Source organism: Paraburkholderia lacunae (genome assembly GCF_003353175.1).
GTDB lineage: Bacteria > Pseudomonadota > Gammaproteobacteria > Burkholderiales > Burkholderiaceae > Paraburkholderia > Paraburkholderia lacunae.
Map to the genome: position 1 here is coordinate 56276 of NZ_QHKS01000020.1, position 21947 is coordinate 78222.

At 62.9% G+C, this 21947-nt stretch carries 19 protein-coding genes and 2 pseudogenes; 3 read left to right on the forward strand and 18 right to left on the reverse strand.

The features are described 5' to 3' along the window. Window positions 1-24: 24 nt before the first annotated feature. The 3 genes and pseudogenes from DLM46_RS26580 to DLM46_RS26590 all read right to left on the reverse strand — a co-directional run. Window positions 25-3831 carry a nitrate reductase subunit alpha gene (locus tag DLM46_RS26580; protein ID WP_115105416.1) on the reverse strand — a complete coding sequence of 1269 codons (3807 nt, stop codon included), beginning with the start codon at window positions 3829-3831 and terminating at the stop codon, window positions 25-27. Between the two features lie 16 nt (window positions 3832-3847). Continuing rightward, a complete protein-coding gene (locus tag DLM46_RS26585; protein ID WP_115105417.1) occupies window positions 3848-5257 on the reverse strand; it encodes a NarK family nitrate/nitrite MFS transporter in 1410 nt (469 codons plus the stop codon). Window positions 5258-5669: 412 nt separating this feature from the next. Continuing rightward, a pseudogene (locus DLM46_RS26590) lies at window positions 5670-5873 on the reverse strand (aldo/keto reductase); the annotation flags it as partial. 231 nt (window positions 5874-6104) lie between these two features. Here DLM46_RS26590 and DLM46_RS26595 point away from each other — a divergent pair. Beyond that, complete coding sequence (locus DLM46_RS26595; RefSeq protein WP_115105504.1) at window positions 6105-6353, forward strand: hypothetical protein; 249 nt, start codon at window positions 6105-6107, stop codon at window positions 6351-6353. A 90-nt stretch (window positions 6354-6443) separates the two neighbouring features. On the opposite strand, the pseudogene DLM46_RS40520 reads toward DLM46_RS26595, so the two are convergent. The 3 genes and pseudogenes from DLM46_RS40520 to acs form a co-directional block, all read right to left on the reverse strand. Continuing rightward, window positions 6444-6590 (reverse strand): annotated as a pseudogene (locus DLM46_RS40520) (DUF1275 domain-containing protein); the annotation flags it as partial. An 87-nt stretch (window positions 6591-6677) separates the two neighbouring features. After that, entirely contained in the window at window positions 6678-7283 is a 606-nt protein-coding gene (locus tag DLM46_RS26605; RefSeq protein WP_115105419.1) for an acetate uptake transporter, read from the reverse strand. Window positions 7284-7390: 107 nt separating this feature from the next. Then, window positions 7391-9367 carry an acetate--CoA ligase gene (acs, locus tag DLM46_RS26610; RefSeq protein ID WP_115105420.1) on the reverse strand — a complete coding sequence of 659 codons (1977 nt, stop codon included), beginning with the start codon at window positions 9365-9367 and terminating at the stop codon, window positions 7391-7393. 434 nt (window positions 9368-9801) lie between these two features. Between acs and DLM46_RS26615 the strand changes: the two genes are divergently transcribed. Next, window positions 9802-9993: a DUF2964 family protein gene (locus DLM46_RS26615; RefSeq protein WP_115105505.1), complete on the forward strand. Its 192-nt coding sequence runs from the start codon at window positions 9802-9804 to the stop codon at window positions 9991-9993. A gap of 67 nt (window positions 9994-10060) precedes the next feature. Here DLM46_RS26615 and DLM46_RS26620 read toward each other — a convergent pair whose 3' ends face one another. The 6 genes from DLM46_RS26620 to DLM46_RS26645 all read right to left on the reverse strand — a co-directional run bounded on the left by DLM46_RS26620 (window position 10061) and on the right by DLM46_RS26645 (window position 15247). Then, window positions 10061-10435: a DUF3564 domain-containing protein gene (locus tag DLM46_RS26620; RefSeq protein ID WP_115105506.1), complete on the reverse strand. Its 375-nt coding sequence runs from the start codon at window positions 10433-10435 to the stop codon at window positions 10061-10063. 46 nt (window positions 10436-10481) lie between these two features. After that, window positions 10482-10823 (reverse strand): c-type cytochrome, encoded by a 342-nt coding sequence (locus DLM46_RS26625; protein WP_425274017.1) that lies wholly within the window; start codon window positions 10821-10823, stop codon window positions 10482-10484. A 285-nt stretch (window positions 10824-11108) separates the two neighbouring features. Continuing rightward, window positions 11109-11891 (reverse strand): fumarate/nitrate reduction transcriptional regulator Fnr, encoded by a 783-nt coding sequence (gene fnr, locus DLM46_RS26630; protein WP_115105421.1) that lies wholly within the window; start codon window positions 11889-11891, stop codon window positions 11109-11111. Between the two features lie 9 nt (window positions 11892-11900). Further along, window positions 11901-12323, reverse strand: coding sequence for a response regulator (locus DLM46_RS26635; RefSeq protein ID WP_115105422.1), 423 nt, complete (start codon window positions 12321-12323; stop codon window positions 11901-11903). Window positions 12324-12515: 192 nt separating this feature from the next. After that, window positions 12516-13163 (reverse strand): response regulator, encoded by a 648-nt coding sequence (locus DLM46_RS26640; protein WP_115105423.1) that lies wholly within the window; start codon window positions 13161-13163, stop codon window positions 12516-12518. After that, window positions 13160-15247: a sensor histidine kinase gene (locus tag DLM46_RS26645; protein ID WP_244306373.1), complete on the reverse strand. Its 2088-nt coding sequence runs from the start codon at window positions 15245-15247 to the stop codon at window positions 13160-13162. The genes DLM46_RS26640 and DLM46_RS26645 overlap by 4 nt, the downstream gene beginning before the upstream one ends. 384 nt (window positions 15248-15631) lie before the next feature. Here DLM46_RS26645 and DLM46_RS26650 point away from each other — a divergent pair, with 384 nt between their 5' ends. Next, window positions 15632-16108 carry a universal stress protein gene (locus DLM46_RS26650; RefSeq protein WP_115105508.1) on the forward strand — a complete coding sequence of 159 codons (477 nt, stop codon included), beginning with the start codon at window positions 15632-15634 and terminating at the stop codon, window positions 16106-16108. A 112-nt stretch (window positions 16109-16220) separates the two neighbouring features. On the opposite strand, the gene DLM46_RS26655 is transcribed toward DLM46_RS26650, so the two are convergent. The 6 genes from DLM46_RS26655 to DLM46_RS26680 form a co-directional block, all read right to left on the reverse strand. Further along, complete coding sequence (locus tag DLM46_RS26655) at window positions 16221-17048, reverse strand: universal stress protein (RefSeq protein WP_115105425.1); 828 nt, start codon at window positions 17046-17048, stop codon at window positions 16221-16223. Further along, complete coding sequence (locus DLM46_RS26660) at window positions 17045-17548, reverse strand: universal stress protein (RefSeq protein ID WP_115105426.1); 504 nt, start codon at window positions 17546-17548, stop codon at window positions 17045-17047. Before DLM46_RS26660 ends, DLM46_RS26655 begins: the two co-directional genes overlap by 4 nt. Before the next feature lie 42 nt (window positions 17549-17590). After that, on the reverse strand, window positions 17591-18427 hold the full coding sequence (locus tag DLM46_RS26665) for a universal stress protein (RefSeq protein WP_115105427.1): 837 nt from the start codon (window positions 18425-18427) through the stop codon (window positions 17591-17593). Between the two features lie 151 nt (window positions 18428-18578). Next, entirely contained in the window at window positions 18579-19340 is a 762-nt protein-coding gene (gene fabI / locus DLM46_RS26670) for an enoyl-ACP reductase FabI (protein ID WP_208866337.1), read from the reverse strand. Between the two features lie 8 nt (window positions 19341-19348). Then, entirely contained in the window at window positions 19349-20542 is a 1194-nt protein-coding gene (locus tag DLM46_RS26675) for an acetate/propionate family kinase (protein ID WP_115105429.1), read from the reverse strand. Continuing rightward, complete coding sequence (locus DLM46_RS26680; protein WP_115105430.1) at window positions 20539-21942, reverse strand: bifunctional enoyl-CoA hydratase/phosphate acetyltransferase; 1404 nt, start codon at window positions 21940-21942, stop codon at window positions 20539-20541. The genes DLM46_RS26675 and DLM46_RS26680 overlap by 4 nt, the downstream gene beginning before the upstream one ends. Window positions 21943-21947 lie beyond the last annotated feature (5 nt).

Sequence of the window (21947 nt, forward strand, 5' to 3'; positions counted from 1 at the left end):
TGGCTCCTTGGTACCGGCGATCGATCAGGGGTTCTCGCCCTGGGACTGGTAGGCGCGAGCAAACTCGTCGCCGCGTGGGGTGTCCAGCCAGTCGACGTCTTTCATCTTGCGCACCACGACGAACTCGTCGCGGTTGGTGCCGATCGTCCCGTAGTAGTTGAACCCGTAGCTCAGTTGCGCGTAGCCTCCGATCATGTGGGTGGGCTTCAGCACGATCCGGGTGACCGAGTTGTGGATTCCGCCGCGCACCCCCGTGATCTCCGAGCCCGGCGTATTGATAATCTTCTCCTGTGCGTGGTACATCAGCACCATGCCGGAATTGACCCGCTGACTGACGACCGCGCGTGCTGCAATGGCGCCGTTGATGTTGAAGAGCTCGACCCAGTCGTTGTCCGCGACACCGGCGCGTTTCGCGTCTTCTTCGCTCAGCCAGACGACCGGGCCGCCGCGATTGAGCGTCAGCATCAACAGGTTGTCGCTGTAGGTGCTGTGAATTCCCCACTTCTGGTGCGGCGTGATGAAGTTCAGGACGATCTCCGGGTGACCGTTGGGCTTGATGTTGTGGATGCCGCCAGTCGCCTTCAGATCCACCGGTGGCCGGTAGCTCGAGAATCCTTCGCCGAACGCGATCATCCACGGGTGATCCTGGTAGAACTGCTGGCGGCCGGTGAGCGTGCGCCACGGAATCAGTTCGTGAACGTTGGTGTAGCCGGCGTTATAACTGACGGTTTCGCTCTCGATGCCGCTCCAGGTTGGCGAACTGATGATCTTGCGCGGCTGCGCCTGTACATCGCGATAGCGGATCTTTTCGTCCTCACGATAGAGGGCAAGGTGCTTATGATCGCGACCGGTGGTCTTCGAGAGTGCTTCCCATGCTTTTACCGCCACATGACCGTTCGTTTCAGGTGCAAGCTGCAGGATCACCTCGCAGGCGTCGATGTCAGTGACGATGCGTGGCATGCCTTTCGTCGGGCCGTCGTCCTTTGTCAAACCGTTGAGCTGGCCGAGTTGCGTCACCTCGGTTTCGGTTTTCCATGCAATACCCTTGCCGCCGTTGCCGACCTTGTTCATCAACGGGCCGAGCGCGGTGAAGCGCCTGAAGACGTTCGGGTAGTCGCGCTCCACCACCACGATCTGCGGCGCCGTCTTGCCCGGGATAAGATCGCACTCGCCCTTTTTCCACTCCTTCACCGCGAACGGTTGCGCGAGCTCCGCAGGCGAATCGTGCATCAACGGGTTCAGCATGACGTCGCGCTCGACGCCGAGATGACCCACACATACTTCACTGAAAGCCTTCGCGAAGCCCTTGTAGATTTCCCAGTCGGAACGAGCCTGCCAGACCGGGTCCACCGCTGCCGAGAGCGGGTGGATGAAGGGGTGCATGTCGCTGGTATTGAGGTCGTTCTTCTCGTACCAGCTGGCTGTCGGCAAGACGATGTCGGAGTACAGGCAGGTCGTGCTCATACGGAAGTCCAGCGTCACCAATAGGTCCAGCTTCCCCTGAGGAGCCTCGTCATGCCATTTCACTTCGGCCGGCCGTGCTTCGTCCCGGCCCAGGTCCTTGCCCTGCACGCCGTTTTCGGTGCCAAGGAGATGCTTGCAGAAGTACTCATGACCCTTGCCTGAGGAGCCGAGCAGATTTGAGCGCCACACGAACATGTTGCGTGGCCAGTTTTGCGGCGCGTCGGGATCTTCGCAGCTCATTTGCAGGCTGCCGTCGCGCAGCCCCTGCACGACGTAGTCTCTTGCGTCCATGCCGTGCTCTGCCGCCTGCTTCGCCACCCGTAGGGGATTCGTTTTCAGTTGCGGCGCACTGGGCAGCCACCCCATGCGTTCCGCCCGCACGTTGTAGTCAATCATGCTGCCGCCATAAAGGTTCTTGTCCGCGAGCGGCGAAACGATTTCCTCCATGTTCAGCTTTTCGTAGCGCCACTGGTCGGTGTGCGCGTAGAAAAAGCTTGTGCCGTTCATTTGCCGGGGTGGGCGGATCCAGTCCAGCGCGAAAGCGAGCGCGGTCCAGCCGGTTTGCGGGCGCAGTTTTTCCTGGCCGACGTAGTGGGCCCAGCCGCCGCCGCTCTGGCCAATGCAGCCGCACATCATCAAGAGGTTGATTACGCCGCGATAGTTCATGTCGGCGTGGTACCAGTGATTCATCGCGGCACCGATGATCACCATCGATCGGCCGTGAGTCTTGTCGGCGTTGGCGGCGAATTCTCGCGCAACTGTGACAATCTGGTCGCGCGGCACGCCCGTAATCGACTCCGCCCAGGCAGGGGTGTATGCCGCATTGTCGTCATAACTCGCTGCTCCGCTGCCGAGGCCGCGGTCAACGCCGTACTGAGCCGCCTGCAGATCGAATACGGTTGCTACCAGCACCTCCCGGAGGTCGCCTTCTTTACCGAGGGGCAACCGTACGGCCGGCGCTTTCACGCAGTTGATCTGTCCGTCCAGTTCATTGGCAGTGAAATGCGGTGTCGGGACGCCGCCGAAGTAAGGCAGCGCGATATCGACGATCTCATGAGACTGCGAGCCGTCCTCGAGCACGGAGAGCTTGAGTGTGATTTCCTCTCCGTGACGTGCTTCCTTCTCTTCGAGGTTCCACTTTCCGGCGTCTTCGCTACCTTCCGTGCCCCAGCGGAACCCGATGGAACCGTTAGGCAGCACGGCCCGGCCGTTCGTGTCGAATGCGACGGTTTTCCATTCCGGATTGTTCGTCTGTCCGAGCTGGCCGTTGAAATCGCTGGCGCGCAGGTAGCGGTCCGGTACCTGCATTACCCGTCCGTCCGGCAGCGTATGCTCCTTGAGCATCACGAGCATCGGCAGATCTGTGTAACGGCGTGCGTAGCCGTCAAAGTAGGCGCTACGGGTCTTGAAGTAGAACTCGTTCAGTGCGACGTGACCCATTGCCATCGCGAGCGCCGCGTCGGTTCCCTGTCTTGGATGCAGCCAGAGGTCGGACAGCTTGGCGACTTCGCTGTAGTCAGGCGTGACTGCGACCGTTTTTGTGCCCTTGTAGCGGACCTCGGTGAAGAAGTGTGCGTCGGGCGTGCGCGTCTGTGGAACATTGCTGCCCCACGCGATGATGTAGGAAGAGTTGTACCAGTCGGCCGACTCCGGCACGTCGGTCTGTTCGCCCCAGATCTGCGGGCTGGCTGGCGGCAGATCGCAGTACCAGTCGTAGAAGCTCATGCAGACGCCGCCAATCAGGCTCAGGTAGCGGCTCCCGGCCGCGTAGCTGACCATGCTCATCGCGGGAATTGGCGAGAAACCGATTACGCGATCGGGGCCGTGTGTCTTGATCGTATACACGTTGGCTGCGGCGACGAGCTGGTTCACCTCATCCCAGCTGCTGCGCACGAAGCCGCCCATGCCGCGCACCTTCTGGTAGTCGCGCCGTGCTTCGGGGTTTTCGATGATCGAGGCCCACGCAGCAACAGGATCGCCATGCGCCTGCAACGCGGCACGCCAGCGTTCGAGCAACCGTCCCCGCACCATGGGGTATTTCACGCGGTTCGCGCTGTAGAGGTACCACGAGTACGAGGCGCCGCGTGCGCAGCCGCGCGGCTCGTGATTGGGCATATCCCAGCGGGTCCGTGGATAGTCGGTCTGCTGGGTTTCCCAGGTGACGATACCGCCCTTGACGTAGATCTTCCATGAACACGAGCCGGTGCAGTTCACGCCGTGTGTGCTGCGCACGATCTTGTCGTGGGCCCAGCGATTGCGGTAGGTGTCTTCCCACGTGCGGTCCTCACCGGTGGCCACGCCGTGGCCATCCGCAAACTGCTCTTTCGGGAGTGCGAAGTGGGTCAATCGGTCGAGAAAATGGCTCATGGAACAGGCTCCGGTTTCAGCAGGGCATCGGTGCGTTGCGGCGGGCGTAGTGCCACCACGTCACGGCGATGCACACGAAATAGAATGCGATGAACACGTACAGCGCCGCTTCGGGGCCGCCGGTGAGAGAAATGGAGCTTCCATAGCTCTTCGGGATGAAGAAGCCCCCGTATGCCGCCATGGCTGCGGAGAAGCCCAGCGTGGCTGCGGCTTCCGTATTGCCTTCCTTAGTCGCGCGTTGCACGGCCTCGCGATCCGCCGGATCGACTTCGCGCAACCTCGAGGTGAGGAAGATCACCGGAATCATTCGGAACGTTGAGCCATTGCCAATGCCCGTGGTCAGGAACAGCACGAGAAAACTGATGAAGAAACCGGTGAAGTCGCCTCCCGAATGACCGGATGGGAGGAATGCCAGCACGCCGCCAACGGCGCATGCCATCACAACGAAGTTCCAGAGTGTGACGCGCGCGCCGCCCAGCTTGTCGGCGAGCCATCCTCCGAACGGACGCACCACAGCGCCGACGAGCGGCCCCAGCCACGCGTAGGCGAGCGGATTGACACCAGGGAACTGGCTCTTGATCAGCAGCGGGAAACCTGCGGCATAGCCGATAAACGATCCGAAGGTGCCCAGGTAGAGAACGCACATCAGCCAGTTGTGCTTGCGCCGGAAGATCACCGCCTGCTCGGCAAACGACGCCTTCGCTTCCGCGAGGTCGTTCATCCCGAACCATGCTGCGAGCGACGTCAGCGCGATCCATGGCACCCAGACGAAGGCGGCATTCTGCGTCCACACGAGTGTGGTCTGCCCGGCCTTGCCGGCGCTTTGAGGGTCTCCGGCAAAGATGCCGAAGATGCCGGCCGTGACGACGAGCGGGCTCAGGAACTGCACCACCGAAACCCCCAGGTTGCCCAGTCCCGCATTGACGCCAAGTGCCGATCCCTTGCGCTCCTTCGGGAAGAAGAAGCTGATGTTGGCCATGCTCGAGCTGAAATTGCCGCCGCCCAGTCCGCACAGCAGCGCGAGCAGGAGCATTGTCGGGTACGTGGTCGTGTTATCTTGCACGGCGAAACCGATACCGATAGCGGGGATCAGCAGCGAAGCCGTTGAGATTGCAGTCCAGCGGCGCCCCCCGACGAGCGGCACCATGAACGAATAGAAGATGCGCAGCGTCGCTCCGCTCAGGGCCGGGGCCGCAGCGAGCCAGAACAACTGGTTGGTCGAGTATCTGAAGCCGAGCGTTGGCAGGCTCACTGCGACGACGCTCCAGACTTGCCAGATTGCGAACGCGAGGAACAACGCAGGGACCGATATCCATAAGTTGAGTCTGGCGATCGCCTCGCCTTCACGTTCCCAGAACGCCTTGTCTTCAGGCGACCAGATCTCGAGTGTGCGGCCGCGCCGCGAGGTTACCGGCTGGGAATTCATGGCAATTCTCCTGTTGAACAGTCGGGCCGCCGGGCGGCTTCGGATCGGGACTGTATTGCGCGCTCGCGCAAGTCCATCACGACGCACGACATCCAGACCAGGAGGGCGCCGCAAAACGTCGACATGGCGACATCCAGCAATAGCCAGGGTTGGTCGAAAATAGGGTTCGGCAAGGGATTCATGATGGAACGCCGTTCGATTTGATGAGTACGATTGTGTGCGGCCGGCGTTCGGCTGAACATCCGCCGGGTGGGTGGGGAACGCGAGGCATTGGAACTATGGCCATGGGCCTTTTGCTAGTTCTGTTGAACTATGGAGTTGCCTGATCGTCCTCAAGTTGAGAGGGATCAACTTGGCCAGCAACGATGCAACAGCAGAATGGTGGCGGTTCTCTGTGGTGCGATAGAGGCGCTTAGACGCCTGGGCCAATCAAGCGCAGAGTTATCTCCTGGCGCACCTTGCTCGCTTCATTGCGCTTCACGGCTTGACCAGGCGTCAGGCTCCAACCGGCTGCACCGAGGTTCTGCCGCAGCTGGTCCTCGTTGCGTGCGCCGATCAGCACCATCGATACCGTCGGTTGCTGCAGCAGCCAGTTCAGTGCGATCTGCGGAATCGTCATGCGGGCTTACTGTGCTGAACGTGCGCGCGGTGCGCCCCTTGAGGTTGCTTGAGCTACATGGGCCACGCGGCAGGTGCGGTGTAGGCGAACGCCTACAGGGCATGACGTTCGACTACGTCTTTCTCAGGCTGCTCTGATTTAACTTCGCGAGCGCGCATCCAATAATAATTTCATGGACCTGTGGAACTGCTTACCGCCGCAGTCCAACCTGAAATTCAGGAGCGCGCCATGAACAACTACTGCGTTTCCCTGCGATCTCTTGTGGATAAATGGCTTGCGCCTACGCTCTCGATGCCGGCGCGGGTGACACAGGTTGGTCGGGTGCTCGCGACGCACGGTCGCTTTGTGCGGTTGGAAGGTCGTACTTCGACCGGGCCGCTGACGATCGTATTCTTCCGGCATGACGACGGTTCGTGGTCTGTGTTTCCACCCGTCCCCGCGTCGCCAGCGATGTGTGGACGTCTCTTTGTGAACTGAGCCAACGTGCCCATCCAGTGTCCGGACACGTTCAGCACATCGTCGATACGGCCCGTGATCGTGAAGTAGCCGGTGTCGCGAAAAATAACTCTACCGGCACTGCGCGAGCATATCGTCGACGACCGGAAGAGCGGCGAGAGTAAGCAGTACGACAGCAAGGGGAATGGTCGACATGAACCCCAAGTGCTTGAAGCCTACGGCGCCTGTGAAACCGCCAGCGAGGAACGACAATAAGAGCTCAGGTTTCGTGAATCCTCGAAGATAGTTAAGGGGCATGCTGATATTAATCCGCTTGAGCGGCGCCGCGCTGGCCGCCGCCTGTCTTCAAGCACCGCGGAGTCCGTCGGCGACCGTTACGGTTACCTCGATCTCCCTGGCGACGGTGCCCACCGGCAGCACCGTGCGCCCATGTGTCTCGTTGATGATCTCCGCCGCCGACAGGTAAAAAGCGAGCAGCGCGGTCGCCAGGCCGAGATAACCTCCCGCGTGGCGCAGCCACAGGAACCCGGTCCATTCGCTCGCTGCAAGCACGAAGAACGTGATCCATAAAGAGAGAAATACCAGTTGCAGTGCACGCGGCGCGCGCCATGTCGCGACCCACATGTAAAGCGTGAATACGCCCCACAGGAACAGATACCAGCCGATGAAGGCCGCGGGCACGGTACCGTGCAGGAACAGCACGAAGAGGGCGAGCGACCACCAGAACGCACCGTAGCTCAGAAAAGCCGTCGCGCCGAACGTGTTGCCGCGCGGCACCTCCATGAGTCCGGCCAGCGCCTGCGCAGTGCCGCCATAGGCAAACGCGACGGCGAGCACCATGCCCATCGAATTGCCGCTGAACCACCCGGCGTTGATCATGCTGAGCAGCCAGGTCGTCAATGCAAAGCCGGCAAGGCCGAGCGAGGCGGGATTAGGGGCTTTGAAATTCATGATGAAATCCTTATGCAAACAGAAGCAGGCGCCGACGGCGCGGCTGTCCTGGAGACGGGGGCCGCGCGACGATCACGGTACGAACGAAAGCCGGAGCGCCGGAACGCTCAGACCGCATCGGCGAACTGGGAAATGACGGCGGGATTCTCGACGGTCGACGTGTCCTGCGAAATCGCGTCGCCTTTCGCGACTGAGCGCAACAGGCGGCGCACGACCTTGCCGGAGCGCGTCTTGGGCATCGCGTCGCCGAAACGGATGTCTTTCGGTTTCGCGATCGGGCCGATTTCCTTGCCGACCCAGGCGCGCAACTCGTCCGCCACGCGCTTCGCTTCCGCGCCGGTAGGCCGCTCTGTTTTCAAAACGATGAAGGCGACGATGGCCTCGCCGATCGTTTCATCCGGACGCCCGACCACCGCGGCCTCCGCAACCAGCGGATTGGCCGCCAGCGCCGACTCGATTTCCATCGTGCCCATTCTGTGCCCGGACACGTTCAGCACGTCGTCGATACGGCCCGTGATCGTGAAGTAGCCTGTGTCCGGGTCGCGAATCGCACCGTCGCCGGCGAGGTACAGCTTGCCGCCGAGTTCTTCCGGGTAATAGCCGTGACGGAAGCGCTCAGGATTGCCCCAGATGGTGCGGATCATCGACGGCCACGGCTTGCGGACGACGAGCACGCCGCCTTGTCCGTTAGGCACATCCCGGCCCGTTTCATCGACGATCGCCGCGTCGATGCCGGGCATCGGCAGCGTGCACGATCCCGGCACGAGGGGCGTGGCGCCGGGCAGCGGCGAGATCATATGGCCGCCGGTTTCGGTCTGCCAGAACGTGTCGAGCACCGGACAGCGGCCGCCGCCGACCTGTTCGGCGTACCAGGTCCACGCACTTGGATTGATCGGTTCGCCGACCGTGCCGAGGATGCGCAGGCTGCTCAGGTCGAAGCTGCGCGGATGCACGGCGGCGTTAGCGTCGGCGGTCTTGATGAGGGACCGGATGGCGGTCGGCGCGGTGTAGAAGATGCTGACCTTATGGCGCTGGATCATGTCCCAGAAACGGCCGGCGTTCGGGTAAGTCGGCACGCCTTCGAAAATCACCTGGGTCGCGCCGACGGCGGTCGGGCCGTAGCAGATGTACGTGTGGCCGGTGATCCAGCCGATGTCGGCGGTGCACCAGAAGACATCGGCCGGCTTGATATCGAAGGTCCATTTCATGGTGACGGCGGCCCACAGCAGATAACCGCCGGTGCTGTGCTGCACGCCCTTGGGCGCGCCGGTCGAGCCGGATGTGTAGAGCACGAACAGCGGATGCTCCGCGCCGACCCATTCCGGCTCGCAGGTGTCGGGTTGAGCCTGTTCGAGCTCATGCAGCCACGCGTCACGGCCCGCGATCCAGGGGATCCGGCCGCCGGTACGGCGATAGATGACGACCGTTTTCACCGCTTCGGCGCCGCCCATCGTAAGTGCTTCGTCGACGATCGTCTTCAGCGGCAGTGTCTTGCCCCCGCGCGCCTGTTCGTCGGCCGTAATCACGGCCACTGCACCGACATCGACCATCCGTTCATGCAGCGATTTGGCGGAAAAGCCGCCGAACACGACGGAGTGCGGCGCGCCGATGCGCGCGCACGCCAGCATGGCGGCGACGCCTTCCACCGACATCGGCATGTAGATCACCACCCGGTCGTCTTTTTTCACGCCGCGTGCGCGCAGCGCATTGGCGAGTCTGCACACGCGGTGATAGAGGGCCTGGTAAGTGATGCGCGTGACCTTGCCGTCGTCCGCCTCGAACACGATGGCGGTTTTGTCGGCATGTCCGTTGATGAGGTTGCGATCCAGGCAATTGTATGAGGCGTTCAGCTCGCCATCTTCAAACCATTGATAGAACGGCGCGTTCGCATCGTTCAGGACCTTCGTGAATGGACGCCGCCAATCGAGATGTTCTCTGGCAAGACGCGCCCAGAACGCTTCGTGATCGCGTTCGGCCTCGGCAACGAGCGCCCGGTAGGCCTCCATGCCGTCAATGGCCGCGTGCTTGAGCACAGGGATCTGCGGCGCCGTGGCGCTGGGTTGATTAAGTTCGATGGTAGACATGCATAGTCTCCTCACATGAGTCATAGGGGCGACGGTGCATAAAGCGCCTGGTCGCTTGCGGGGCGGCTCTTGATGGCCATGATGCGTGTGCCGGTGCGACTGGGACTCTGGCGCGAGAACGGCGTTGGCTGCAAGGCAGACGCGAGGAAATCCGTGTCTGCGGTGAGTCAGCGTGGGTGTATGTCCACTATGACAGTCAGGCTGATGATGCACTTGACTCAAATCAAGAGAAGAACTGCGCGGAGCGCTGGTCCGCTTTCTCCTGTTGAGTGGACCTTCGATTTTGCGAGCCCCTTGCATGTAAAGCGAAGCGTCCAGGCCTTGACGCAAATCAATCGCAATACTTCGGCTGGGGCGATGATCAATGCGTCTTCGACAGCTCACTAACCGTCACGTCGATGCACAACCACGTATCTTTGAGCCAGGGGGAAATCATGGTCCGGGCGGAACCCAGGATTGTCGTTGCGGCGATTGCCGTTTTTGTCGCACTAGCAGGTTTGGCGGCCTCGATCCACGGCCTGCTGTTCGATAGCACGGACGTCGTTCGCTATGGCGCGGCGGCACTCGTTGCCGGCGTTGCCTGCTTCGTCCTGCTGCTGAACCCTGCAGCAGGAGACGACGCCTGACCCATCGTTAGCGTCGGCTATCAATCCCACAGTACTACTCGACCCCTGGGGGCAGGGTCGGCAACGCTTATTCGCTGTCGTTGGCGGCAAAGATGCTGTTTTCCGGCTGCGTGCTTTCATTGTCGACACATTGCACGTGCCAATGGCCGGTCATCAGAGATCTACCTGGATCGGAGCGCCACTGTGCACGTCCGGTCTCGCCCTCGAACGGTCCAGACTCGGCGTTCAGATCGAGCCCTTCGAGTACGCAGCAGGGCGTCGAATCGTGCGGCCCGCAGACGAGCGTGTTGCCGCAATCGACGTGCAAGGCGCCCCACTCGGGCAACTCGAGCCCCATATGCCCCTCGCGTGACCACTGACGCGTTTCATTGTCGAGCCACAGGATGGCAAATGCCATGGGATTGACACGGTTGAACGTGTCGAGGTGAATGGTGAGGCGCATGATGTTCTCCGTACCTGCTACGAACACGAGCAAACGAACTGGATGGCTACTGGCTCAAAACCCATTGGATCAACGTGTGGGCGTCTTCGGGCGTCAACGGGCCGCCGCGGTCCGCGGGCAGTGGCATTGCGATATCGCCCCAATGGGCCTTGCCGCCGAGTCGCAGCTTGTGTTCAAGCATCACACGAGCGTTTGGCACACCGCGATAACGGTCCGCAATCTGTTGAAACGACGGCGCGAGAAAGGGCGCGTCCCGGGTATGGCAGAACATGCAATGCTGCTGATCGACCAGCGCAGTCGGCTCGGACTGCGCGAGCGCTGCGCCGCTTGCTGCCAGCAGCAGCGTCAGTGCATTTGCAATGAGATGGCGTAGGGGCGGGGTATTCACGAGACACACTCGAGGACAGGTTCCGAGTTCAGTGTAGAGTCGGCGCCGCCTTCGCGATTGACTCATATCAAGACAATGTTTCTCCTTCCGTCCGACGATGCATTCATGGCAGCGGCTCGCACGGCGGCGCCATTCGAGCCACGCATATCCTTCAGGCTGCGATCATGAATATCCATTTCCCTCAGGAACATCCGGAATATTGCGCTCGCGATCTGAAAGTGCGTTCATTCGGGGCCTCCTGCGTGTTTTCCGGATCGGTGCCGAGCCGTGCATGCGCTGCCCGGACTAGACCCGCGCGAGGCCTTCGAGGTCGAGAATCCTGATCTGCTTGCCATGTGTATCGACCAGGCCGTCTTTCTGAAATTTCGAAAACATGCGGCTGACGGTTTCGAGTTTCATCCCGAGGTAGCTGCCGATCTCCTCGCGTGTCATGCGCAAAATGAATTCCGCCGGCGAATAGCCGCGTGTCTTGAGCCTTCCCGACAGGTTCAGCAGGAAGGCGGCGACTCGCTGGTCGGCGGACATCGTGCCGAGCAGCATCATGAGGGTGGCCTCGCGAACGATCTCTCCACCCATCAGGCGATGGACGTGCTGCTGCACGACCTTCACTTCGCGACACATGACTTCCAGCAGATGGAACGGGATGATGCAGACTCTGCTGTCCTCGAGGGCGATCGCGTCGCAACTGTGCCGGCCCGAGCAGACGCCGTCGAGACCGATCGAGTCGCCGGCCAGATGAAAGCCGGTGACCTGTTCGCGGCCGTCGCGATGCATGACGACGGTCTTGAACGAGCCGGCGCGAACCGCATAGATGCTCTGGAACGAATCGTTGGCGCGGTATAGCGATTCACCCTGTTTGATCGTGCGGGAAACGCAGATCAGCGACTCCAGGCGCTCCAGTTCGGCTGGCGTCAGGCCTTGCGGCATGCAGATCGAGCGCATCGTGCAGCTCGAACAGCGCGCGGTCCGGCGGGCCGGGACTGACGTTGCGAGCGCGGCATTGCCTGAAGCCGGCCGCGGCACACGCTGGAGCGGCATGATTGCGGAATGTTCGGCGACGTCAGACATGGTGTGCTCCTAGGTAATGGAGTAATTGAGGCCACGCGCGCGACGCTCGTGGGCGATCCGCGTAATCGTGCTGCATGCAAGATCGAACTCGCTTGTCTTGTCGAAGAAGTACTGCGCGCCGGCCGCAACGCACGCCTGCCTGAACCACGCACTCGAGTGATTCGTCAGCACGATCGTGATCACCGGCGACGCGCTCCGCGCCAGGCTATGCAGAAGTTCCATACCGGTGCCGCCGGTCAGACGCAAATCCATGACCACGACATCGGCTCCGGTGGCGTCGATGCCGGCGAGCGCGGCGCCGGGTTCCTCGGCTTCGCCGACAATCTCGACAGAATCGATTGCGCCAAAGCGTGCCGCCATCCGTTGTCGGATCGGAATGGCGTCTTCGACGAGGAAGACACGCAGTGCTTGCTGGGACGGGCTTGAGTTCATGACTCGAAGTATCGGCGGCGCTGTCTCAAATTAAAATCGGCGGCGAGCGAACTTCGGGTAGGCGAGCGCGAAGGCGTGTAGGGGATTTCCTACACGCGACAAATGGACGGAAACAGGATGGCGAGCGCCGCGCGACCGGCGGTTTGGTGTGAGGATTGAATCTCGCCCAGCGGCCGGTACGCCGCCCCGGACCTAGATTTCGTCGTCTTCTCCGAGCAGCTTGTGGCGCAGCGCGTAACGCACCAGCGCGGCTTCGTGCGGCATCTGCATTTTTTCGAGGATGCGTGTTTTATAGGTACTCACCGTTTTGCTGCTGACGCACAATTGCGCGGCGATTTCGGTGATGGTTTGCCCCGCGGCGATGCGGCGGAACACATCGAACTCACGGTCGGACAGGCGTTGATGCGGCAACGTGTCGGCCGGCTCGTTCAGGCTCTGTGCGAAACGCTCGGCCATCGCGAGACTCACGTAGACGCCCCCGGATGCGACCTTGGTGAGCGCCGCGACCAGTTCCGCACTGGCGCTTTCCTTGGTTAGATACCCAGAGGCGCCCGCTTTGAAAGCGCGTACCGCATACTGCTGCTCCGCATGCATGGTGAGCACGAGAATCCGCAGTGCCGGCTTCTCATCCTTGATCTGTTTGATCAGCTCAACGCCGTTTCGTCCTGGCATCGACAGATCCAGCACGAGCACGTCGGCTGCATTCGAGCGGATCAGCGCAATCGTGCTGACGCCGTCATTGGCCTCGCCAACCACCTCGAAGCCGCTTGCACCTTGCAGGATATGCCGCAGGCCATCACGCACCAAGGCGTGATCGTCGGCTATCAGCACTCGCATCATGTTTGCATCTCCTGCTGTTGCACCGCCGACACTGGAAAGGTAACGGTCAGCGCAAAGCCCTTGCCACTGGAAGTGTGGATTTCGACCGTGCCGCCCAGCATGTGCGCACGCTCGCGGATGCCGAGCAAGCCAAACGATTTCTCAGCAGAGGGGGCGCAATGGCTCGCGCCCTGGCCGTTGTCCGCAATTTTCACGACGCACACGCCGCCCTCGACGTGCACCGTCAACGTGACAAGCGTCGCTTCCGCATGCCGGGCGACATTGGTCAGCGCTTCCTGCACGATGCGAAATAGCGTCGTCGCGCCCGCCGGCGTAAAGCGGGTGTCGCCGACTTCGATCCGGCGCTCCACATCGATGCCGTAGCGGTTGGTAAAGTCATTGGCGAGCCATTCGATCGCGGGAATCAGGCCGAGATCGTCGAGCATGACCGGACGCAGGTCGGCGGCGATACGGCGCACCGAGGCCACCGTCGCGTCGATCAGCCGGCGCATGCCCCGCAGTTGCTGAAGCAGGCGCGATTCGGCGGTGTTTTCAAGCTGCTGCTCGACCGACGAAAGGTCCATCTTGAGGGCTGTCAATTGCTGCCCGAGGTCGTCATGCAGTTCCCGTGCGATGCGGGTTTTTTCTTCTTCGCGAACGTTTTGCAGATTCGCCGAGAGTTCGCGTAACTCCTCGCGCGATTGCCGCAGCGCATTTTCCGCTTTGACCCGCTCGGTGATGTCGCGCAGCATGACCGTGTACAGCTTGTCGTCGCCGTCGCGGATCTGCGAGATCGACGCCTCGATAGGAAACTCTTCGCCGTTGCTCCGCAAGCCGAACAGCACACGCTGCTTGCCCATTTGCCGGTCGGAGACGCCAGTCACGCCGAACTGTTCGACGTGCCGCTCGTGCCCCGCGCGAAAGCGCTCGGGAATGAAGCGCGAGAGCGAGGTGCCGACCGCTTCCATGGCGGTGCATCCGAACACCCGTTCAGCCGTTGGATTGAAGATGACGATGTTCTGCCGTTCGTCGATGGTGATGATGGCCTCCATCGATGACCGGATGATCCCCATCATGCGTGCCTCGTTCAGGTTCAACTGGTTGCGCGCCTCGCTCGTCGCGGCGAATCCGAGACCGCGTTCGCGGGCGATCAGGAAAGCGATGGCGCCGAACAGGCATGCCGCCGCGATGCCGGCGATCAGCACGGCGGTTTCTGCAATTTCGTCCTCGGCTCGTAGGGAGCGGCTGCTCGCTGTATAGGACAGCGTGAGCGGTTCACCGCCGACGCGCAAGGTAGCGGTTTTACGCATCATGGGCGCGCGCTCCGCGGGGTCGTCGTCCCCGGCGGCGGACGAATAAATCAGCGTGGCGGGTGTTCCGCTCAATACCTGCAGATCGATGCTTCGTTGCCGGGCGAGCGCGTTATCGAACACACGGTTGGTGTCCAGCGCCGCCACCAGAAGCCGCTTGATGGCCGCGCGCCGCGCTGGTGGCGTAGGCGGCGATCCGGTGTCCGAATACACTGGAAAGTAGACGTAGAGACGTGCGTGGGTGTTCGAGCTGGTGTCGCCGAATTGCGCTGCGCCGGCGTTGAGCGCGCTTGCTCCTGTGTCGATGGCGCGCAGCAATGCTTTACGGCTCGCGGGGGCGCTAGCCAGGTCGTAGCCGACCGGCATCCCATCGGCGGTGCCCGGCGCTATCAGCTTCACCGGCGCGACCGGTTGCGGCGCGGCGGCCTGCCCGGCCGCGCTGCCGGTGTCGTCCGTCAGGCGGGCGATGCCGGCGGCGTCCACGTCGGCGTAGCCAAGCGCGCGCACGACGGACGACGTTTCATGCAGATCGAGCTGCGCGACATATCGGTACCAGGCCTCGGCATCGACCGAGGGCGCGAAGGAGAGCAAGCCGCGCGCGCCGAGCAGCAGTGATTCGCTGGTGGCGAACTCGCGCTGCAGATCGGCGGTGATTTGCGCAGTGCGCTGATCGAAGCGGCTGTCGGCGGCGTGCAATGACTGTTCACCCACCCAGCGCCACGCGGCGAGCGCCACCGCCAGGACGAGCGCAAATGTGACCGCCGCAATAAGCTTGGGGCGGTGCTCAGGGGGCACGACCCGCCTGTGCGATGGCGATGTTCTAGCGAAGGGCGTCTTACCGCGAAAGGGCATGTGCGCCTCATTGGATGGTGGGCAATCCGCAACGCTGGCTGATGGCGCAGTCGCGACGCGGATCGGCAACAGTCACCGGGATTTTATTTGAATGCCGCCAACCGGAACCACGGCGGCGCCGCCTATTGTGCGCTGTCGGCACGGATCGTGCCAGTACCCGGCAATTCGCCATGGGAGCCGCGCCGCGCAAGAATACTGACGGACCGCAGACCCGCCGGGCTTGATCCTCGTCAAGCGTATGCCGGGCTGCGAACCGCAGACTGAAAGCGCGTCGCCGCCCTGATGGCCGGGGCCGATCAGGACGGCGGCGAAGTCAAGGAGAAGGTCATGTACAAACGGATTCTCGTAGCAATCGACGGCAGCCAGGCCGCGAAGCTCGCGCTCGAAGAAGCGCTAAAAATCGCCGAGGCCGCACAGGCGATGGTGACGGCCGTATTTGTCGCCGAACATGTGGCGCAAATGGTCGATATCGGAACCGGGCTGATCGACGAACAGACACGCGATACAGCGGCGGCTGAAGCCGCGATGGCGACGCTCGAAGATGCCCGAGCGCTGTTTGAACAGCGCAACGTGCGCGGATTGACCCGGACGATTGACGCGTACGGCGAAGACGTCGTCACCGTCCTCTGCCGTGTGGCACAAGAGTGCGAAGCCGATCTCGTGGCGATGGGCACGCATGGGCGGCATGGCATCGGCCGGTTGTTGCTCGGCAGTGTCGCCGAGGCGTTTTTGCGGCGTGCCGAGATGCCCGTTCTACTGGTTCGGCGCGCACGGGACATGGATGAGATCCCGTCGACCCTGTAATAACGCGGTGGCGCACCGGTGCACCGGCGGAATCCAAAAAAAAAGCGCCCTCGAAAACCGGGCGCTTCACGTTGCGCGAGGGTCACTTTCGCGCAATTCCTGAATGGTTCGGTCAATGCGACATCAGTACCGGCACGGTCATCGATTGCAGCATGAGCTGTGTGACGCCGCCAAGCAGCAGTTCCTGCGCGCGTGCATGCCCGTACGCGCCCATCACCAGCAGATCGATATGACGATCGGCCACCATGTTCAGCAGCATGGCGCCTGTAGGGACGCCGGCCACCTTGAGCACGGCCGAAAATCCCGCCTGGATGCCGTGGCGTTCGAGCCAGGCGGCGACGTCGATGCCGGCTGGCGCCTCACTACCCTGGTGTCGTTGCACGGTCATCACGGTGACGAATTTCGCGCGCTCGATCACCGGCAACGCATCGGCCATGGCCCGGGCGCTCTCGCGGCCGCCGTCCCACGCGATCAGCACGTTTTCGGCGAACGAACGGACGGCCCCGGCATAGGGCAGCACAATGCCGGGGCGGCCCGAGCTCATCAGCACGTCCTCGACAAAATGGTGCGCGATGTAGGACGAAGGGTCGTCCGGATCATACTGGCCGAGAATCAGGAGGTCGGCGTGGCGCGCGTGCAGGACCGCCGTTTCCACCGCCGGCCCTGCCGGCGCCCGCCATTCCACGCTCCGCCCGGCTCGTTCCGCCGCCGCCAGGAAACGCGCTTGCGCGCCTTTGAGGTGGGTATCGCGCTGCGCTTCGCGAATCGCGGCCCACGCGCCTTCGCCGTGAAGAAACATCGGCTGCGTCAGATCCTGACAAACCACATACAGGCCGATCAGATGCGCGTCGTGCTGGCTGGCCAGTTCAAGCGCGAATTCAATCCGCGCGGCGCTATGGGTGCTGTCGTCGAGATGCACCAGCAGGGTTTTGCAGGTCATGACGGCTCCTTGATGGGTTCGGCCGCCTGTGCACCGCTTGCCACGGGTTTGCCGCTGTGCGTCGGGATCATCAGCACCGCGCACTGTGCGATGCGCAGAAAACATTCGGCGACACTGCCGAGCACCAGCCGCTGGAAGCCTCTCCGCCCATGCGTGCCCGTCACCACCAGGTCGGCCTTGAAATCGTTTGCCGCGCGCAGGATGCAATGCGCGACGTCGTCACCCGACAGGGCGGTTTCGATGATGCGGGGCGTACCCTGCACACCGGCTCGCTTCATGCTCGCGACGGCGTTCTCGATCACATTTGCGCCTTGCTCCAATAGTGCATTGCGGGCATGGGGCAGGTCGCAACCGGGCACGTCATACACCAGCAACGGGACGTCCACGACAAAAAGGGGCTGCAGTTTTGCGCCGGCGTCGCGCGCGAGCTGCAACGCTGCTTCGAAGGCGCGCGTGGACGTTTCACTGCCGTCGACCGCGACCAGAATCTGCTGATACATGGCGAACTCTCCTGAATGGAACTGACTCGGCGCTTCCGTTCATCAATGCGACATCAGTACCGGCACAGTCATCGATTGGAGGATGGTGCGGGTCGCTCCGCCCATCGCCAGCTCCTGCCAGCGGGTATGGCCGTAGCCGCCCATCACGAGCAGATCCGCACCGATCCCGGAGGCCTGCGACAGCAGCGCGTCGCCGATCGACGCGCCAGTGCCGGCTTCGATATCCTTGACCTCGACGTCGATGCCATGCCGGGCGATGAGCGTCGCGATGTCCGCACCCGGAATGCGTGGGCGCGACTCGCCACGCGCGCTGTTGACGGTGACGACCGTGGTGGTTTTCGCCGCGCGCATGAACGGCAGCGCATCGTGGACCGCGCGGGTGGCTTCGCGGCTACCGTCCCAGCCGACCATCACGTGTGTGCCGGGCGATGTGACGCTGCTGGCGTAGGGCACCAGCAACACCGGACGACCTGCGGACATGATCAGGTTTTCAGGAAAATAGTCGCCGACATACGATTCCGGATCGTGCGGGTCGTCCTGGCCGGCGATGATCAGATCGGCGCACCGACCGCGCTGCGGCACGGCGAGCTTTGCCGGGGCCTCGACGGCAATCCACTCGCCGGCGACCTCCGCGCGGCTCAACTCCGCATGAAAGAGCCGCTCGAGCGCGCCGCGGCGTTCCGCGCGCAGCTGCTCGTGCGTGCCGTAGTATTCGGCGGTTCCGGCCATCACGTAGAGCGAGCGCGGATCGGGCGTGAACACCGCAAACACGCCAGTCAGATGGGCGCCGAACTGCCTGGCGAGGCGCAGCGCGAGTTCGAATCGGGGATGCGCATGCTGACTCATATCCAGATGGACGACGATGGTCTTGTAGGTCATTGCAACGCTCCAGAAGTGGAAGAGTGGCGCATGAAGGCATGATCTGAGTCTATGAGCCGGGAGGCCGGCGGTGTTGATTCAGATCAACGGTGCGCTAGCGCCCGATTAGCGCCCGATACTCGATCTACGTTGCGCCGGGTGCAATCCGCTGTCAGGCCACCACGTGAAAGCCCGCGTCCGCGTAAACCGTCGAGCCGGTCAGCGTCATGCCCACCTCGCTCGCGAGCACGGCGGCGATCCGGCCGATTTCCTCGATCGTGACGAGGTGCTGTGCCGGCGTTCGCGCGCGGACCTCATCGAGCAATCCGTCGAAGTGGTCGATACCCGACGCGGCACGTGTTTTCACCGCGCCAGCGGAGATCGCGTGGACATGAATGCGGCGCGCCGCCAGATCGGCTGCGAGATAGCGGACGCTCGACTCGAGCGCCGCCTTCACTGGTCCCATCACGTTGTAGTGATCGACTGCGCGCTCGGCGCCGTAAAAACTCACGGTCATCAGGCTTCCACCGCCGGACATCAGCGGCAGCGCGAGCTTCGTCATGCGGATAAACGAGTGGCACGACACATCCATTGCGAGTGCGAAGCCGTCGGCAGAGCAATCGACGAGGCTCGCGTGCAAGTCGTCGCCGGGTGCGAACGCGATCGAATGAAGGACAAAATCGAGTCGTCCCCAATCCTGCGAGAGTCGTTCGAACACCGCTTCCAGTTGCCCGGCAACACGGACGTCGCACGGCATAACAATTGCAGCCTGGAGCGCCTCGGCGACCGGCCGGACAAAAGGTTCGGCCTTTTCGTTCAGGTAGGTCACGGCCAGTTCCGCACCGGCCTCGCGAAATGACGCCGCGCAACCGGCGGCGATACTGTGCTCGTTGGCGATGCCGACAACGAGTCCACGCTTGCCCGTAAGATCGATGATTGGCTTCATGACTTGGCCGCCTCGCGGTGGTGCACCGTGACAGCCTCGTCGGCGATGATCTGCTCTTCGTCGGTGGGCAGCACGAGAACGGTGACCCGGCTGCGTGTGCTGCTGATGACGCCGGCGTTGACGCCGTTGGCGTACGGGTCGAGTTCGACGCCGAGCCATGCGAGCCGTTCGCATATGGCGGCGCGTACTTCAGGCTGGTGTTCGCCGATGCCGGCCGTGAACACGAAACTGTCCAGACCGCCCAGCGTGGCGGCAAGCCGCGCCGTCTCGCCGGCAATGCGGAACGCAAAGAGATCAAGTGCTTCGCGAGCCTCGGGACGCTCGCTTGCCAGCAGCTCACGACTGTCCGCACTGATGCCGGAAACGCCAAGCAGACCGGATTGCTCGTACAGCATCGTCTCGACTTTCTTGACGTCGAGGGCCTTCTGGTCGAGCAGATGGAGCACGACACCGGCATCGAGCACGCCGCAGCGGGTCGACATCGGGATGCCGTCGAGCGTCGAAAAACCCATGCTGGAGTCGCGACTCAGACCCGCCTCCAGCGCGCACAGACTTGCGCCGCTGCCCAGGTGTGCGGCGATGATCTTGCCGCGGGCGCGGTGCGGGAACTGACGCGCGAACTGGCCGATGACGAACTGATAGGAGAGGCCATGAAAACCGTAACGCTTGATGCCCTGGTCGAAGAGCCGGCGCGGAATCGCAAAGCGCCGCACGAGATCGGTCTGGGTGCGGTGAAATGCCGTGTCGAACGACGCCGTCTGCAGGAGATGCGGCCGCAGATGCCGGATGGCGCGGATGAGCCGCACACTCTGTGGCTGGTGCAGCGGGGCAAGCGGCACGAGCTCGGCGATGGCCGCGAGCGTTGCGTCGTCGATCGCCACGGGCCCGCCGAAACGATCGCCGCCGTGCACCACGCGATGGCCGACGCAAACCAGATCGTCGAGGGGAAAGTGTGCGGCGAACCATCCGAGTGTCTCGTCGAGGACTTCGTGAAGGTCGTCGCTGACGGCCGCTTTGAGCGGGATCTCGTTCGCCCTGTCGCCATGGACGAGATGAAGGCGCAACGGCTGATGCCGCAAATCGATCAAGCCGTGACCGATTCTCGACGCCGAACTGTCCAGTACGCTGTACAGGCCGATCTTGATGGTTGAGGAGCCAGGATTGAAAGTCAGCAGGAGTGGGGCGCTCATGATCGGATCGGGCCTCCCGGAGTGCGTTCGGCCGCCAGCTTGGCGAGCGCTGCGGAAGCGAGACGCACCCGCATGCTGTCGGCGCGGCTCGTGACGATGACCGGCAGGCGCGCGCCGAGCACAAGGCCCGCCGCGTCGGCGCCGGCGAAGTACATGAGTTGCTTGGCGAGCATGTTGCCAGCCTCCAGATCAGGCACCAGCAGAATGTCCGCCTGACCCGCGACGGGCGAATTGATTTGCTTGGTTTTCGCCGCCGCGAAGCTGATGGCGTTGTCGAACGCAAGCGGGCCGTCGACCAGCGCCCCGGTGATCTGGCCACGTGCGGCCATCACGGTGAGCGCGGCCGCGTCGAGCGTGGTCGGCATTCTGGCGTTGACCGTTTCCACGGCGGCGAGCACCGCGACTCGCGGCAGTTCGACGCCCATGACATGCAGCAGGTCAATCGCGTTCTGGCAGATGTCGCGCTTGTGCTCGAGCGACGGCGCGATATTGACCGCTGCATCGGTGACGACCAGCGGCTTCGAATAGGCCGGCACGTCCATCGCATAGACATGGCTGATGCGCCGCGCGGTGCGCAGGCCGGATGCCGGCGCGACGACCGCGGCGAGCAACTCGTCCGTATGAAGGCTGCCTTTCATTAACGCGGCAACTTTACCGGCCGCCCCCAGTTCGACTGCACGGGCCGCCGCCGCGTGACTGTGCTCGACCGCCTCGATCGGCATGCCGTCGAGACTCACGTCGGCCGCCTCCGCGGCGGCGCGGATTTTTGCCTCGGGGCCGACCAGCACGGGCTCGAGCAGGCCTTCGTCGCGGGCCTCGAGCGCCGCCATGATGGCCTCCACGGAGCACGGATGGACGATCGCGGTACGCAGCGCGGGACGGGCGCGCGCCTCGTGGATGAACGCCTCGTAGCGGTCGTGCCGCCGTACCGAGACGTCGGGGCGCGGCGCGGACGGCCACGCAACCGGTGTTGACGGGGCGATCACGGTCGCCGTGCCTAGCAACACCACGTCGCCCGCCTGATTCGTGCAACAGGTGTCGAGCAGGACGATGCGCTTGTCCGGGCGCTTTTCCTTCACGGTCACGGTCGCCGTGACGGTGTCGCCTGGCGCGACTGGGCGGCGGAACTGCAAGGTCTGGTCGAGATAGATGGTGCCCGGGCCGGGCAGCCTCGTGCCGAGCAGGGCGGAGATCAGCGCGGCGGTCCACATGCCGTGAACTACCACGTGACCGAACAGGTCGCCCGATGCGAAAGCCGCATCCACATGCGCGGGGTTGATATCGCCGGACATGGCGGCGAACAGATCGATGTCGTTTTGCGCGGCCACGCGCACGAGTGAGGCCGATTCGCCGATCGCGAGTTCATCGAAAGTCCGGTTGCGCAACAGGTTGTCGTTCACGAGCG

Excerpts from the sequence above, each read along its gene's own strand:
- DLM46_RS26580 (WP_115105416.1), bottom strand. The coding sequence starts at position 3,831 with ATGAGCCATTTTCTCGACCGATTGACCCACTTCGCACTCCCGAAAGAG.
- DLM46_RS26585 (WP_115105417.1), bottom strand. The coding sequence starts at position 5,257 with ATGAATTCCCAGCCGGTAACCTCGCGGCGCGGCCGCACACTCGAGATC.
- DLM46_RS26595 (WP_115105504.1), top strand. The coding sequence starts at position 6,105 with ATGAACAACTACTGCGTTTCCCTGCGATCTCTTGTGGATAAATGGCTT.
- DLM46_RS26605 (WP_115105419.1), bottom strand. The coding sequence starts at position 7,283 with ATGAATTTCAAAGCCCCTAATCCCGCCTCGCTCGGCCTTGCCGGCTTT.
- acs (WP_115105420.1), bottom strand. The coding sequence starts at position 9,367 with ATGTCTACCATCGAACTTAATCAACCCAGCGCCACGGCGCCGCAGATC.
- DLM46_RS26615 (WP_115105505.1), top strand. The coding sequence starts at position 9,802 with ATGGTCCGGGCGGAACCCAGGATTGTCGTTGCGGCGATTGCCGTTTTT.
- DLM46_RS26620 (WP_115105506.1), bottom strand. The coding sequence starts at position 10,435 with ATGCGCCTCACCATTCACCTCGACACGTTCAACCGTGTCAATCCCATG.
- fnr (WP_115105421.1), bottom strand. The coding sequence starts at position 11,891 with ATGTCTGACGTCGCCGAACATTCCGCAATCATGCCGCTCCAGCGTGTG.
- DLM46_RS26635 (WP_115105422.1), bottom strand. The coding sequence starts at position 12,323 with ATGAACTCAAGCCCGTCCCAGCAAGCACTGCGTGTCTTCCTCGTCGAA.
- DLM46_RS26640 (WP_115105423.1), bottom strand. The coding sequence starts at position 13,163 with ATGATGCGAGTGCTGATAGCCGACGATCACGCCTTGGTGCGTGATGGC.
- DLM46_RS26650 (WP_115105508.1), top strand. The coding sequence starts at position 15,632 with ATGTACAAACGGATTCTCGTAGCAATCGACGGCAGCCAGGCCGCGAAG.
- DLM46_RS26655 (WP_115105425.1), bottom strand. The coding sequence starts at position 17,048 with ATGACCTGCAAAACCCTGCTGGTGCATCTCGACGACAGCACCCATAGC.
- DLM46_RS26660 (WP_115105426.1), bottom strand. The coding sequence starts at position 17,548 with ATGTATCAGCAGATTCTGGTCGCGGTCGACGGCAGTGAAACGTCCACG.
- DLM46_RS26665 (WP_115105427.1), bottom strand. The coding sequence starts at position 18,427 with ATGACCTACAAGACCATCGTCGTCCATCTGGATATGAGTCAGCATGCG.
- DLM46_RS26675 (WP_115105429.1), bottom strand. The coding sequence starts at position 20,542 with ATGAGCGCCCCACTCCTGCTGACTTTCAATCCTGGCTCCTCAACCATC.